This is a genomic window from Paenibacillus sp. GYB003, from assembly GCF_036577625.1.
In the GTDB taxonomy this organism is placed as follows: Bacteria; Bacillota; Bacilli; order Paenibacillales; family NBRC-103111; genus Paenibacillus_AB.
Map to the genome: position 1 here is coordinate 118,866 of NZ_JARBDC010000066.1, position 14,950 is coordinate 133,815.

15 protein-coding genes and 2 pseudogenes are annotated in these 14,950 nt (G+C 48.3%); 2 read left to right on the forward strand and 15 right to left on the reverse strand.

Annotated elements, in window-relative coordinates; translation table 11 throughout:
- Positions 1 to 404: 404 nt before the first annotated feature.
- On the reverse strand, positions 405 to 752 hold the full coding sequence (locus PV407_RS21195) for a winged helix-turn-helix transcriptional regulator (RefSeq protein WP_332091988.1): 348 nt from the start codon (positions 750 to 752) through the stop codon (positions 405 to 407).
- 223 nt (positions 753 to 975) lie between these two features.
- On the opposite strand from PV407_RS21195, the gene PV407_RS21200 reads away from it, so the two are divergent.
- A complete protein-coding gene (locus PV407_RS21200) occupies positions 976 to 1,485 on the forward strand; it encodes a dihydrofolate reductase family protein (RefSeq protein ID WP_332091989.1) in 510 nt (169 codons plus the stop codon).
- 159 nt (positions 1,486 to 1,644) lie between these two features.
- On the opposite strand, the gene PV407_RS21205 is transcribed toward PV407_RS21200, so the two are convergent.
- The 3 genes from PV407_RS21205 to azlC all read right to left on the reverse strand — a co-directional run bounded on the left by PV407_RS21205 (position 1,645) and on the right by azlC (position 3,259).
- Entirely contained in the window at positions 1,645 to 2,130 is a 486-nt protein-coding gene (locus PV407_RS21205; RefSeq protein ID WP_442951690.1) for a DinB family protein, read from the reverse strand.
- An 89-nt stretch (positions 2,131 to 2,219) separates the two neighbouring features.
- Positions 2,220 to 2,552: a branched-chain amino acid transporter permease gene (locus tag PV407_RS21210; RefSeq protein WP_332091991.1), complete on the reverse strand. Its 333-nt coding sequence runs from the start codon at positions 2,550 to 2,552 to the stop codon at positions 2,220 to 2,222.
- Complete coding sequence (azlC, locus tag PV407_RS21215) at positions 2,543 to 3,259, reverse strand: azaleucine resistance protein AzlC (protein ID WP_332091992.1); 717 nt, start codon at positions 3,257 to 3,259, stop codon at positions 2,543 to 2,545. The genes PV407_RS21210 and azlC overlap by 10 nt, the downstream gene beginning before the upstream one ends.
- Positions 3,260 to 3,366: 107 nt before the next feature.
- Between azlC and PV407_RS21220 the strand changes: the two are divergent.
- Positions 3,367 to 3,663, forward strand: a pseudogene (locus PV407_RS21220) (GntR family transcriptional regulator); the annotation flags it as partial.
- A gap of 165 nt (positions 3,664 to 3,828) precedes the next feature.
- On the opposite strand, the pseudogene PV407_RS21225 reads toward PV407_RS21220, so the two are convergent.
- From PV407_RS21225 to PV407_RS21275, 11 genes and pseudogenes are all read right to left on the reverse strand, one after another.
- Positions 3,829 to 4,005, reverse strand: a pseudogene (locus PV407_RS21225) (helix-turn-helix transcriptional regulator); the annotation flags it as partial.
- 135 nt (positions 4,006 to 4,140) lie between these two features.
- A complete protein-coding gene (locus tag PV407_RS21230; protein WP_332091993.1) occupies positions 4,141 to 4,698 on the reverse strand; it encodes a class I SAM-dependent methyltransferase in 558 nt (185 codons plus the stop codon).
- Between the two features lie 481 nt (positions 4,699 to 5,179).
- A complete protein-coding gene (locus PV407_RS21235; RefSeq protein WP_332091994.1) occupies positions 5,180 to 6,154 on the reverse strand; it encodes a phosphotransferase in 975 nt (324 codons plus the stop codon).
- A 514-nt stretch (positions 6,155 to 6,668) separates the two neighbouring features.
- Positions 6,669 to 8,057, reverse strand: a complete 1,389-nt coding sequence (locus tag PV407_RS21240; RefSeq protein ID WP_332091995.1) for a hypothetical protein — start codon at positions 8,055 to 8,057, stop codon at positions 6,669 to 6,671.
- A gap of 417 nt (positions 8,058 to 8,474) precedes the next feature.
- On the reverse strand, positions 8,475 to 9,491 hold the full coding sequence (locus PV407_RS21245) for an aminoglycoside phosphotransferase family protein (protein WP_332091996.1): 1,017 nt from the start codon (positions 9,489 to 9,491) through the stop codon (positions 8,475 to 8,477).
- Positions 9,492 to 9,810: 319 nt separating this feature from the next.
- Positions 9,811 to 10,212: a signal peptidase II gene (gene lspA, locus PV407_RS21250; RefSeq protein WP_332091997.1), complete on the reverse strand. Its 402-nt coding sequence runs from the start codon at positions 10,210 to 10,212 to the stop codon at positions 9,811 to 9,813.
- 97 nt (positions 10,213 to 10,309) lie between these two features.
- On the reverse strand, positions 10,310 to 11,380 hold the full coding sequence (locus tag PV407_RS21255) for a sensor histidine kinase (RefSeq protein WP_332091998.1): 1,071 nt from the start codon (positions 11,378 to 11,380) through the stop codon (positions 10,310 to 10,312).
- Positions 11,377 to 12,054, reverse strand: a complete 678-nt coding sequence (locus tag PV407_RS21260; RefSeq protein WP_332091999.1) for a response regulator transcription factor — start codon at positions 12,052 to 12,054, stop codon at positions 11,377 to 11,379. Before PV407_RS21260 ends, PV407_RS21255 begins: the two co-directional genes overlap by 4 nt.
- Positions 12,055 to 12,091: 37 nt before the next feature.
- Positions 12,092 to 12,865, reverse strand: coding sequence for an ABC transporter permease (locus PV407_RS21265; RefSeq protein ID WP_332092000.1), 774 nt, complete (start codon positions 12,863 to 12,865; stop codon positions 12,092 to 12,094).
- Positions 12,866 to 12,878: 13 nt separating this feature from the next.
- Positions 12,879 to 13,652 (reverse strand): ABC transporter permease, encoded by a 774-nt coding sequence (locus tag PV407_RS21270; RefSeq protein ID WP_332092001.1) that lies wholly within the window; start codon positions 13,650 to 13,652, stop codon positions 12,879 to 12,881.
- A complete protein-coding gene (locus tag PV407_RS21275; RefSeq protein ID WP_332092002.1) occupies positions 13,649 to 14,572 on the reverse strand; it encodes an ABC transporter ATP-binding protein in 924 nt (307 codons plus the stop codon). Before PV407_RS21275 ends, PV407_RS21270 begins: the two co-directional genes overlap by 4 nt.
- Positions 14,573 to 14,950 lie beyond the last annotated feature (378 nt).

Below are 14,950 nucleotides of genomic sequence, written 5' to 3' on the forward strand. Positions count from 1 at the left end.
TTCGTTCGAATCGGCCCTATTTCGATTGACGCCAATTGCAGGAGAAATCTAACATGCGTTTCGTAAATTTTTTTTTATACCTCGCAGCCCCTACTTCGTGTTGTATTTATTCAAGCAATCATAATCCGTTAGCTCAATACATTGCAATTTTTCCAATTCGTCTGCAAGCCGATTAAATAATCCTGTCTCCAATTGCTCATCATGAGCATTGGCAAACGTTTTTGCGGGATATAGGCGGAGCTTCTATCTGCGGGTAGAAGCATTTTAGCGTAATTGCCCGTTAAATGAATAAGGGCAGCCGATCATTCTGGCCGGCTGCCGTCGTAATTGGATTTATTCAGCTATCGTTAGTATAACAATCTTTTTGGCCTGAGGCTTACAGTACCAAATATTTTTCAAGACAATCAGACCTTTTGTGCCTCATCCGTCTCTTTCCGTAGATAGGCGCCATATTCCTGAGTCCACGTCCACATGGCCACAAATATCGGCTGCAGACCTTTCCCGCACTCAGTAAGTTCATATTCGACATGGAGCGGTACGCCCGGGTACAGAGTACGAGTGACGATCCCTTTCTCTTCTAACAGACGAAGGCGATCTGTCAAAGTTTTCGGACTGATGGGCTGCAGCTTACGGCGCAATTCCCCGAAACGCCGGGTTCCATTAAACAATTCGAACAAGAGAAGAAGCGTCCATTTTCCATCTAAAAGCTCCAGGATAGGTTCAACGACGCCAGGACAGGATCGATCCATCATCATAATCGCTCCTTAGTTCATTTTTTGAAACTATTGCACATTAATGTAACTACTTTTCAAATGTACAATAGGTCGCTTACTATGTAAATCAAGAGGTGGAAATAAGTCATAAAAAGCGGCAGAGAGGAGGGACTCTAATGGAAAAGACCGCTTGAATTAGATTCGGAGGAGGATCCATATCAATCCAACAATGACTGAATAGAACATAAGGAGGAGTCTTACTATGAAAACTATTTTATGGGCAACTTTAACCGCCAACGGCAATTACGCGCAATCCGGACCTGAAAATCCACCGAAAAAAGAAGCGTTGGACGACTTCGCGATACATGCTAAAGCTGCAGGGAATTTCATTGTGGGGCGTCGAACTTTCGAAGGCATGCGCGGCAACGGCGGTCCAGGACCCTTTGCCGACATCGATATCGTCTTAGTTTCAACAAGCGCCTCGGAAATTCCGGGAGTAACGGTTGTGAGTTCGCCGGAGGAAGCCTTGAGCTATTTGCAGCGAAAAGGCCATCAAACCGCTCTCATTAGCGGCGGTGCGGATATCCACAATTCGTTTCTAGGCAAAGGACTCGTAGACGAAGTGATTTTCAATGTAGCGCCTGTGATGGAAGGCAAAGGGTTAAACCTTTTAATCGACAGAGATAACTACCGCTATAAGCATGTGCAGTTGCTGGACTGCAAGCCCCTTGGAGGGGGAGTCGTACAACTGCGCTATGGATTGACCGCATAAACTAATCGAAACAATCCTGAAAATAATTTTTCTGCCATTAATCAACCTAGCCTGCCCATTAACGTCGCGAGGCTGCCGAATCGTTTCGGCAGCCTCAATCCAATCGGTTATTACGATTGGAGCGTTACTTTCGGTTGCCGGCGGCTTCCAAGCACACGTTCACTCATCGGCACTGGGGCCGTAAAGGCCCGGAACCGGCACATCGAGCAGCCGAAGATAGACCGTCAACTGTCCTCGATGGTGATACCCGTGATTGAGAAGTACCGAACGTACCTGCTCGAAACGGGACGTCTCGGAAACGACTGCGCCTTGAACTGTCCATTTAAAGCTCTCGCGAAGCCCCTCGTCTCCCCATGAACGAAGGATATCCTCCGCTTTGGCCAGTTGTTCCTCCAACACGGCAAAAATCTCCGAAACGGATCCTGCTTCCGGAAGAGGCACGGTCGGCACTTCGCGAACCGGGGCATTCAGCAGCACGGCCAACTCTCCGGGCAATCCCGCCGTATGCAAAGCCAATTGCCCAAGCGACATCGATTTGGCATGCGGCTTCCATGCCAGATAAGCTTCCGGAATGCGCTCCATAAGGCGGCGAGTAGAAAGCGCCTCCCTATGCAGCTCCTCCAATAAATCCTGCACGTAACTCAAAGTATCTCCTCCTAAGTCAGCTTATCCCAAGTATAGGGGAAGCCCAAGGAAGGGATTTCTTATAAATTGCTATGTTATCGATTTATTTGTTAAAAAACCATTTGAACGAATACCATATAGACAATCGTACCGCATGCAATGGATAAAAGCATGCTCCGCCGCCAAATATGGAGCAATGCAACGACTGCAACCGAAATCAGTTCCGGTATGCCATGGTTGCCGGATAAGATACTGACGTCTTTCATACTGTAAATGACCAATAGCCCCAGAGCCGCGGCCGGCAATACTTTTCCGAGATACCGTACATAGGATGGAGTGGACCGGCCAGGCGGGAATAAGAGAAACGGGACGAATCGTGTCAACATCGTACCCAGGACTACCATGCCGATTGTTACGAGCTGTTCAAGCAATGTCATTTCCATCCAGCTTCACCTGTAGCTTCAAGTTGCTTTCTCATCAAAGTAAGTATACAGAGTATGCCTATCATGGAGGGAAGAATAAAGTTACGGCTGCCAAAAACAAGAAGGCAGAGTAAAGTCATTCCCAATCCCAATAACGCACTGTGGTGCCTGGACTCTTTCTTCCACTGCTCGATGAAGATCACAACGAACAGCGCCGTCATAACAAATTCAAGACCCTCCATATTGAATTGCACCAGCGATCCGAACAGCCCGCCAATAGCTGCCCCCAACACCCAATACACATGGTTAAGCAGCGTCACGAAAAACATATACCATCCTTTGTCCACTCCTCGGGGGATATCGGCCGCATAGTTGATGGAAAACGTTTCGTCGCAGAGACCGAAAATTAAGTAAAATTTTTTCAGGCCCGTACCTTTGTACTTTTCAAGCATGGATATTCCATAAAACAGATGACGGGCATTGACCATTACCGTCAGAAACAAAGCGCCTAACGGGTTAAAAGCACCGAGCAGCAGGTTAACGGCTACAAATTCCATGGAGCCCGCGAATATCAACAAGCTCATCGCAATTGCATACAACGCATGGAATCCGGATACGTTCATGAATATCCCGTACGCAATCCCCAGAAATAAAAAACTGGCCAAGATGGGGATTGTGGAGGGCAAGGCTGCACGAAATGCGGAATACACTACCTTTTTCTTTGTCATGATGATCGGTTTCTCCTCTAGTCCAATTCCTTATCAGCTATCTTAAACGTGAAAATCCATACAATCAACGGAATAATTGTATGGATTACAATATTGCGAGGTATCGTATGCCGATCAATTCCTTCGCCGACAACCCGATGTCCTGGAAACCGGACAAAACGGCGTTGAACCGCCCGATCTATCAATCTCTAGCCTCCTTACTGGAGCATGATATAGCAAACGGGCTGCTGGCTTCCGGCACCAAACTGCCTCCTCAACGGGAGTTGGCCGATTTTTTGGATGTGAACTTCACGACTATTACGCGCGCATACAACATTTGCGAAAACTAAGGATTAATCTATGCGGTTACCGGCAGCGGCACGTACGTATCTTCCAACGCCGCCCGTTCCGTTACCTTCCTTACAGGAATTGGAGCGCGACTTGGACATTTTGAAAAAGAACGTCATCGTTTCGCCATAAAAAAACGGACAGCGGCAGTGTTCTGCAGCTGTCCGTTTTTGGACCGACACGATCTAATTTTCAATTGGAATCAGAAGCTCTACGGGTTCTTCCTCATTTTCATGGATATAAAATCCGCCGTCCGCGCCGGTGAATGACGCAACCGGAATGCCGGCTTGGTTAATCAGCTCGACATCGCGGTAGACGGTGCGCACCGACAACTCGAATTTGGCGGCCAGTTCCACGGCGGTTACCCTCTTTTTGGCCATCAACTCCAGCGTAATCCCGAGCAAACGGTCCAGTCTCACGGCCTTCGCCCCCTCTGTCGATGAACTTGCGCATGTCATCCGAATAGGATCATACATCAAAAATCCTGACAACATGGCTGTCAGGATTGTAAAGGCATCCGAACTTTTTTTATCATATGCATGGAGCGACAATGCTCAGGACTTGCTCTTCACGATCAACGGTTTCTTGGCGTCAATGATTATGGAAACCATACCAAGTTCTTCTGTCGAATTCCTCGTATCGAACCGAAAAGACCTGCCTATCCTTCCATCTGCTTCGTTCCAATATGTATAATGAAAATCTCCCAATTCGTCACAATATTCCAACAATGTTACTTCGAAACCCGCCTTCTCGAACACTCCTACGAAGGTTTCGGCGTCATAAACGATTTTATGGGTTGCCGCCGGATGATCCGCGGGCCCCGGACCACCGACTTGAACCATCTGCTGGTACCATTCGTTACGGAAATTTTTATCGGGAACGGCGCAACGAATATACCCGCCGGGCTTCAAAAACTCGTAACAACGGCTCGCGGCAATGAGCCCTTCCTCATAAGTCAAGTGTTCCCATACGTGTTCGGCCAACAGTGCATCAATGCTCCCCGGCTCGAATAATTTGTTCCAGCTTTCCGGAGAAAGCAAATTTAATTCGTCTTCTTGCGTACTAAGCCAACCCTCATACTTGGTAAGTCCCGCACCAATAATGACTTTCATCTATACCACCGTCCAGTCTTGTTCGGTCGAACGAAAACTGAATAAGTATTCTCCGGATGTGCAGGATTTCCTTTATTTTGAATACCCGTGCAGCGCAAATGCGGTTTTTCAATAAGTTTTGAGGCGATCGCTACACTCAAACCAAGAGCAGCCGGCCATTCTGGCCGGCTGCAAAATTTAATTTTGTTGTTTTAGGCGGAAGACTGTAAACCACTTCTCCTGTTTCGTTGAGGAATTCGAGTATCGGAACATCGTTGGCATCGATCACTAAACGAATACGCTCTTGTCCGTTGCTGTCAGATCATTTGACTCCTACGGAACCGTCTTGGGATCGATCCATTCGAGCTCTTGCCACTCCACTTGGGCGATCATAAAGAACGTAGCCATACATTCGTTCTCCAAGCGTATTCTCGTGAAAAAACATATGCGTAACCTGATCATCCTTATAGGCACAAGCGATGTTAGGTCATCGTTTTTCAATTCATAGCTTGAAAATTTCATCCAGTTCGTTCCAGTTGTCTCCGATCCAAATCATCTCATCGATAAATCGTCCCATTGTCTTTTGATTGCTGTACTTGGCATGAACCCACTTGCACTCCTTATTCCAAGTAAGCTTAAAGGAACGAACAAGCTGCTCGTCGGATAAGCTCATATGAACCCTGTAACCTTCAACATAAGCGTTTACAGCATCCAGCCTCATTTGGCCATCTTGGAGGGCACATGATAACAATGCTCGGGAGATATCAAAATCAGGATAAACAAACTGCAATCGATCGAAATCGACTATATCCGCAAGTCCGTCTTTGTAAAACAAAAGATTGTCCACATGCATATCCCAATGGGCCCACCCCTTGGCGCACGGTTCGAATATATTCATGTCCAGGCTGTTAAGGATCTCCATTTGCTTTTGAATGGCTGAAACGTATTTGTTGTGATTTGCTTCATACGTCTCATGCAAATTTGTTTCTAATCTGTCCATCATTTTTTGCTTACTCCATAACTCCCAATGCAGAACCGTTCGTCGGGGCATATGGAGATTCATCCATTTGTGCATTTTTCCGGTGGCTTCCCCGAGACTGTACATTTGTTGCAGATTGGCAGTCCCCGCCCGGATCAGCTCCCCTTTGCTGACGCCCGTAACCATATAATCTTCTTCGGATTGCAGACGATGAATATACCGATTAATGTACGAATATACCGGCTGGCAAGGCAGGCCGTCACGATACATCAAATCTTGATGCAGCAGCGCTTCATGAACCTCCTCAAGCCCTCTTCGATACCGAACTTTACAATATTTTTTCACAAAGTAGGATTCGCTGTCGGTATTCATTATCCACTTCAAATTTCCGTGACCCAAGTGAATGGGTGTAACCGATTGAATGCGCCATCCGAACTTGTCTTTCATGTCATTAATGATCTCTTCCTCAATAGATTCTATTGTTCTGGCCGCTTCCATGTGCCTCCTTCTCCCTCCTAAATCCGAAATCGCTTACACTTCTCGTTAAGTTTTACTTCTATCGGCTCGCGGGGTGTCCGGCTGCAAAACAATCACGTTTCAGTATGTTTAATTGCATATCGATTTTTTGAACCGGCAGCCCCGTATTTTAACCTCTCCTTAATTCAATAATTTGGAAGAACTCTGCTTCATAGTAAAGCACAAGTTCATTCTTCATCAACTTTCAAAAACGTACGTTCGCCTTTTCTTCCTCACATGCAGAAGCCTATCGGCATGCCCTATTCATTCGATTTCTGAAAACGGGAAATCATTCAATCTTCGATTTTCTATTATTTTCGCTGAATGGCAATAAACTTGGAGGCTAAGACCGAGTTGCGCAGCCAACGCCGGCAAGTGCAGCTGCGCGGTGAGGTTCCTTGGTCCGAGAATGCAAATCAAAGTGGCCTGGCTGTAATTTCAGCCAGACCTGAATTTGATTAATATCGAATACATGGCCGCGCGATCGCCAATCGTCTCACGAACCCGCAAGCGCAAAAGACGCGGGCTTCAACGTCCAGGTTTGCAAGGCGGACATCCGCACCGTATTCGGCGCGCGGAACTGATCGGGGAATATGCACCAGCGCGGCCCCCACAGCTCCGTGTCACGGGCGTACCGCTTCGTCTCCAATACGCCTTCGACAAGCGGCACCGTCTCGTCATCCCGTAAACCGAGCCGGATGACACGGGCCAGTGTGCAAGTAAGGTCGAGCACGCTGACCTTGCGTCCGGCCACGCTGTAGCTGTTGGGAAGCTGGCCGAAGCCGAGGACGCGGGGCTCCGCCGTTTCCGCCAGCGCCGTTTTAATATCCGCTACGCGCAGCCTGTCCCCATCGCCCGTCTTCTCGCTGGCGGCTTCCTGTTCCGGGCCATAATCGAGCCTCGGCGTCAGCTCGCGACCGAGCAACAGGGAGACGAACAGCGAATGCAGCTCCGACGCGGAGTACCATTTGCCGTCCAGCTCCCGGAAGCCGAGCTCGCGGTCCACCGACGAAGCGAGCCGCCGCACGTCGTCTTCCGTCGCCGTTCCGGGCCGCGAGCATTCGAGCTCCAGCGCCTGCTGCGTCGTGATATAGTCGACTCGTCCGGGCGAATGCGTACGATCGATGAACTCGCCAAACCGCTGCAGCCATTGCTCCATCTCGCCCGCGGGCTTGAGCGGAGCGGGACGCCACAGCTCGCGCGGCGTATTCCGGCCGTTCGCGAAATTGACCGCATCCCAAAAACCGTCGCAGACGAAATCGCATTCGTGGCAGTAAATGCTAATAAATCCGACCGGCTCGTCGGCCAACGACTCGCAATGACGCTCGAACTCGGCCAGCGTCCGCTCCAGACCGCCCTCCCCGAGCGACAAATGGAACGTCGCCCCGAGACGCGTAAAATTCAACAAGCCGCCGTACCAGAACGGCCGGTCGTTCAGCGCGATTTGATCGTGATCGTCCAAGTAGACCGGAACGCCCCATTTTCTTAGCGCAGCGAACGTTTGTGGCGCCCACGCATAGCCCGCCTGACCGTAGCAGGCGACCGGAGAGCCGGTTATGCGCCGGACGTCGGCGAAGCCGCCGCGCTCGCGCTCTTCGAATGCGGCCGCTCCTTCGCGAAAGCCGAGATGCTCCAAATATTCGGTGCTGACCGGATGATGGCTGTGCAGGTCGCTATGATACCCGATCTCGTGGCCCGATAAGCCGTCCAATATATCGTTGCGTCGGCCTTCCTCGGTTAGGCGCGCTTTCTCCCCGACGATTTTGAAAATGCCGGGAATCCGCTTTTCCCGCAGCACGCGTAAAATCCCCGCCCAAGCGTCCTGCGCCTCCGGCGTTATATAATCCTCCACGTCGAACCATAGCAGCACTTTGATGTTGCCCACGACCATTCGCCTCCATTTCGGCCCTCTCCCGCTTTGGAGCTGCAGCTTTATTCCTTTAAAACGAATAGGCCGGTGAATCGAGATAAAGGTATCCGCCTATTCTTTTTAAGGTCATTTAGTGTTGCTGCGATCTCAGGAGTTCTCCTGGCCGGATTCTCTTGCAAAAAAGCAACGCCGATGAGCTTGAAACTTTCCGCTTCGCGCTTTAAAAAGAAGCGTGTCTTTGTAGGAGTAGCCTTCGATCTACCGACAGTTTACTGCGCCTCGGGTCTCTTTGTCCAGTATCAGATCGACCGCCTTTTTATGAAATTCAGTATAAGCAAACGGCCCTTTTTCCTTGAGCCGGATCAGACGGAAACGCACCCGCTGCATGTGTATCCAGAGTTGCTTCGATCTCGGAGTGCTCGTTATACTCATCTACATATTTCTCATCTCATGGATTTTTTGCAAGGTATTAAGGTGCATTGATTTATCTTCCGGCGACTCGGCGAATTTATACCACTCCACAAGCCTGTATCCGAACATAATAAGGATTCGTTCATAGATACAATGATCGGAGATATGGGACACATCCGCATATTCCGAAAAACCCCTGTAATACGCCGGAATGCATCTTTGGTAGTATTCAATCATATGGCGGACGTCCGCTTCATCCGTTATTAAACTCGCGATATCCTCGCCCATATACCCCCATCCGGCGGTATCCCAATCGATAAGTACGATGTTACTGTCCGAATAGATTATGTTGGCCACCCAAAAATCTCGGTGGCAAAGCACTATTGGCAGCTTTTCAATGCGACGGAATATTTCGTCCGCATTGTTATCTATGTCTATGAGCATGTTACATAGGTGCTTCGGAATTTCGCAGTCATCGGAGCGTATGTAATCATACAAAACATTCCATGACCGGTACCGCAGATAGTAGTTTTTCGCAAACTCGACCTTGCTTAAATTGGACAGATGCTGCAATACGTTTGGTCGTTCAGCGTACAGCTTGCCTTGAAATCGCCCCAATTCCTCGGCTATACGTTCATACATTTCCGGGGTCAGATTTAAGCCTGACACACCATCAATATATTCCATCCACAGTTGAATCTCATCGCCATTTATTTCGGCGTGGTAACACTCCGGACAGCGGAACGAATCGAAGAAAACCTTTTTGAGATCCGACGTATAGAGGTCGTATTCTCTTCGCCACGAATCCGGATCTCCATAACGCTCAAATTTTTTCTGTGTTTTCCAAATCACCTTAAACGGCAGATTTTCACCATCGGAAGTTTCAACCATGCCTGTTACAAGCCGAACATCTCCTACTGTCCCGCCTTGCAACCCTTTGAGTTGATAATCTGCGCGGGTTACCGTCCTGTCGAGCATTTTACTCAAAACAAGTGCCAGTATTTCGGGCTTTACAAACCTTTCATCATGGTTGTTCATTTCTTGTATCCTCCGTTTTTATCCTTATGTCGCATGAGATGCCCCGATTGATCATGGACAAACTTGTTTTCCCGCTTCTGTACAAGGTAACGCTCCCCATACTCTGGCGCCAAGAATTCGTTTCCTTAATCATATATCGCATTGGGGCAGCATTCAGGGATTTATTGGTTTTAGTTGATCTCTACTGCCAGTTAGGTGAACAAAGGCAGCCGACCCTTCTGGCCGGCTGCCGTCGTTGTTGCATTTATTCAACTATCGTACCCGTTAGCGTCATGGTTCAAGCCGAAAAACACGAAGATGGACCTGCCCGCGTTTTCTTTTATTTAACCACTTCCTTCAACTCTTCATCCTTATGACGTGACTCTGTCAAAGAATGAATCAATACAATAAGGACACCGATGCATAAGAAGGAATCAGCTACATTAAAAACGGGGAAGTGGAAAAAACGAACTTGAATCATGTCCACAACCTCCCCTTTAAAAACACGGTCAATAAAATTGCCCAGCGCTCCGCCTAATATAAGGGCTAAGCCATAAGGCAAGATCGTCTTTTCACGGTGCGCTTTGGGTAAATAGAGCATAATTCCGATAAGGACAACGGTCGTCGCGATAATCAAAAATGTGATTTGTCCTTGCAAAATGCCAAAAGCAGCCCCTTTGTTTCGGATCGATGCAAGCCCAAGAACTCCAGGTATCAAGGGGATTTCTTGTCCGATTTTCATATAAGTCGACACAAGCCATTTGCCGCATGGTCCGCAATAATCACGCACAAGGCCATAAAATAGTAACGAAACACGATGTGAACTCCTCTCCCGTTCTTCAATCCTCTTTGACAACCGGCAATGTCAAGTAAAACTCGGCGCCTGCCCCCGGTTTGCTCTGCACCCCAATATGACCGCCATGACCTTCTACGATTCGTTTGCATATAGCAAGACCCAATCCGGTTCCCCCGAACGCACGGGAGCGCGATTTTTCTCCTCGATAAAAGCGTTCGAACAAGTATGGAATATCCTCTTCGGAGATTCCAACCCCATTGTCTCTGATTACAATCCGAATCCGGTCCGCTTCGTCCCGAGTCGAAACTGTCACTTCAGCGGGATTGCCGGCATATTTTTTTGCATTTTCGATGATATTTTCAAACACCTGCGCCATGCGATCTCGATCGACTTGAATAGGTCTGGAGGGGAAGGGCCGTTCGACAGTCAATACAACCGCGGTATCATGAAACTCCATTTCGAATGGTGCCATCATCGCTTCGAGGAACTCTCGGCTGTCTAGTTCCCGAAGGTCCATCACCAGTTGTCCTGACTCTAATTGCGAGAATTGAAACAGATCTTCAATCAAGCGGTCAAGCAGGTCGGTTTTGTTTTTGATAACCGCAAGATACCGGGCGACCTTCTGCTCATCCCGGGCTATGCCGTCCTGCAAACCTTCGACGTATCCGCGAATGGATGTAATCGGTGTCCGTAAATCGTGGGAGATATTCGCGATCAGCTCATTGCGGGACCGTTCGTAAGCAGCCTGCCGATCCAGGGATTCCTTTAACCTGGCTCGCATGATATCGAAAGCGGAACAGAAACGGCCCATCTCGTCATGGTATCGATTCCGAATTTCAACATCCAAATTGCCGTTCATAATCTGTTCCGCGGCAGCATTCAATTCCTTAAGCGGCAGAAGAATACGTCTTGTGATGACCCGCGCTAATAGATAAGCGCAAATAACAAACGCCATCGTCAGAATACCGATCAGGAACATGAAGTTTATTCCAAGAGTGCCTTCGATTGGATCCGTATGCTTTTCTCGGACTCCGGAAATGCTCGTCAAAACAGCAGGAACGATGACGATCACGGTCAGCGTTGCGATCAGCTTGAAGCGAATTCCGAGCTTCATCGCGGACCACCGTCGAGCTTGTAGCCGACTCCCCACACCGTTTTGAGCATCGTCGGATTGGCGGGGTCGACTTCGATTTTCTCCCGGATTTTCTTAATATGAACAGTTACGGTGTTCAGATCCCCACGTTCGTCGAAGCCCCATACATGCCGGAAAATTTGTTCGCGAGTCAATACCTGATTCGGATGAAGGGCAAAAAAACGAAGCACCTCGAACTCCTTAGCCGAGAAGGGAACAGGTTGATTTTGAACCCTCACTTCATATGCCTTGACATCGAGCTCCAGATTTTGATATCGGATGATTTCCGACGTTCCTGCAGGAGACGAAAGCTGATTGGCCCTTCGGAGCTGCGCCTTGACCCTTGCGATAATCTCGCCTGGACTAAAAGGCTTAACGATATAATCGTCTGCACCGATCCCTAGTCCGATAATTTTATCCACATCGCTTTTCTTGGCGCTAAGCATGATGATCGGTATCGACGATTCCGATCGGATCGTGCGACATACTTCCATTCCGTCAAGCTTGGGCAGCATGATATCCAAAATCATCAATTGCGGCAGGTATTCTCTGTATAGGTGTATCGCCTCTCGTCCGTCGCTGGCGATGATGACCTCAAAATGTTCTTCCACCAGGTAGTCTTTTAACAATTCGGCGATTTCCTTCTCATCTTCCACGATCAAGATTCTGTCAAACGGCACAGGTTCACCCCATTTAAATCAAAATATCTTTTTTCCTTATCATCATAACACTGCCCGCGTATAGAACACCAAAATAGACGATGATGACGGCCAAACCGCCCCACAAGTCCATCGCAGCCATATCGTGTAGAGGAAGAAAGGGAATGACCCGCATTTGATAACCGATAAAAAAATCTCTAACCTGCGGGATTCCCTCGACAAGCGGAGAAACAGCTAAAAGCACGAGAGCTGCTCCGATGGAACCGCCTGGATTTGTCGTCAGCAAGGCTGCAATAATAACGATCATGCCGAACGCCAGATTAGGCGGCACAGATAGCAGGACGATTTGGGCCACAAGCCGGCCCCCTTCGCTAAACGTATAAACAATTTCGTCGACCACTGTTCGTTCCCCCCACCCAAAAGACAGAGTTCCGATAACATAAGAGGAAAGAACCAGAAAAACAAGCAGAACCGCCACAACGGTGAACATAGACACGATTTTGGCATGAAGCAGATCCATCCTGCTTACCGGGCAAAGAAGCGCCTTTTTCAGGTTGCCGCTCCGATATTCCTCCGCAATGGAATCGGCCGCCAGGATCGCGATCAAAATAGGAATAAAAAATGTGCTGTTTTGGAGTACGGTCAATGGAAACGACTGACCATTGGGCCCGAAGCCAGTGAAACCGGCTGCTTTCCGATATATTTGAAAAACGGCCGATATTTCCACAGCGGTCAGAATAAGCATGAACAAATACAGCTTTTTCTGCCTGAACACTTTGAAGAGTTCGCATTGGATGAGCTTGCTCAAGGAGCGTACCCCCTTACAGGATGAAATCTTTTCTCTTTATGATAATTGCGTTAACGAGATAGAAGACGGCGATATATCCGGCAATCAGCGCGATGTTTTGAGCCGCGGCATCCCCGTTTATCCGATAAACATATTCATGAAAAAAATACATTTGGTTCACAATGGAATAAGGTTTGAGCTGCTCGAAAGCATTCAAGTATTGCGCGGCGGTCAACACGCCGATGGATAACCCGATCGTTGTGCTTATGTTCGTCGTGGATACGGCAATGAACATCACAATCATTCCGCAAGCCATATACGGCAATAGCATGGAGAAGGTCAGGCGAAGCGTCAGCCACACGCCTTCTGTTTGCGTATACAGCGATCCGGCATAGAGTGTTTGTTCGCCCCAACCGAATGCAAGCGTTCCGATCGCGTATTCCGCTGCGATGGAGAAAACAAGCAGTACCGTCATGAATACGAATAAGGAGACGATTTTGGCGTTGAGCCATTCGATTCGCCGGACTGGTCGCAGTAACGACATTTTTAACGTGCCGGTTTTCACTTCACCTGTTATCAGGTCGGCAACATAGATGGGAATAAATACGGTCATAAATTGAGCCATGCTGTTCAGGAGCGTCAGCGGGAGAGACTGACCGTTAGGCATCAGAATCACCGACTTCCATTCCCCGCCTGCGTTATAGAAATGAACGGTTAACCAGGCATGAACGGCCAGGATAGCCATGAAAATATAAAGCTTCTTTAATCTGAAAGTTTTGTAAAACTCGTTTTGGAGCAGCCTGATCACGGCCCGCCATCTCCTTCCGTTATGTCGAAAAAGAATTGCTCAAGCGTCCGAGGCCTTCGGCTAATGGTTCGAATGTGAACGCCGCTCGCCATGAGCAATTGATTCAGCTTGAATGAGCAATCGCCGTTCGTTCGGACGATGAGTTGGTCTTTGGAGCGCGAAACGGAAATGACCTCGGATGCTGATCTTAGAAGCTGCACCGCCCTGTCCGGTTCCGAAGTGACGATCTCTACGGTTTCCTCTCCCGAAGCAAGCAGCTGCCTGACCTCACCCTCCGCAATCAGCTTCCCTTTCCGGATAATGCCTGCCTTGGTGCATATTTGTTCGACTTCATGAAGTAGATGGCTTGAAATCAGAAAAGAGATGCCTTGCTCCGCCGCGAGCTGCGCGATCAACTCTCTGATTCCCTTCATTCCTTGCGGATCCAGTCCGTTCGTAGGTTCGTCCAGAATAATCAGCTTCGGCCGATTCAGAAGCGCGCCCGCAATGCCAAGCCGCTGCTTCATGCCAAGCGAGTAAGTACCGACTTTTTCTTTAGCCCGATCGGACAGTCCGGCGATTTCAAGTACTTCATCGATCCGCTTCCGCGTTACCCCCGGCAAAAGGTTCGCCGTCAACTTGAGATTATCATAGGCGGAAAGATACGTGTAAAAAGCCGGATTCTCAACAATGGCGCCTACAAGAGAGATAGCAGCCTTAAACTGCGATTTCAGATGAAACCCGCCAATCCTAACCTCGCCGGCATCGGGATGGACGAGGCCCATTATCATGCGGATCGTCGTTGTTTTTCCTGAACCGTTCGTGCCGAGGAACCCGTATATATCCCCTTCCTCAATTCGAAGATTCAGACGATCCACGACGGTCCTAGAACCGAAAGTTTTCGTCAATCCCCGTACGTCCAGAAGCAGCTGGTTTCCCATAAGCTTTCCCCCCGAATATCTTCGATGATAACCTTGCCTTTCATCTTAACCACTGAAAATGAAAAGCTACCTCTATAAAAATAAAAGTTTGATACTGAAATGATTAAAATTCGATAAAGTGTATTTCAGATTTTTAATTTAAGTTCAAACTTGGTCTTATCGTAAGTTGTGGTTAATCCGCCAAGCCGTTTTGGATCAGGTTTTTCCTGAATACAAGGTGTCTTCGGGGATCTTCACTCTGCTCGCCTAAAGAAACTGGTTGCTTTCGTTGGTTTATTTTTCAGTCTAATGGTTTATTTACTTTTAACAGTCGGTTCCACTATATGGGTATAAGTGATATATTTGTTACAATCAAATATTCTTAACTATTATACAGGT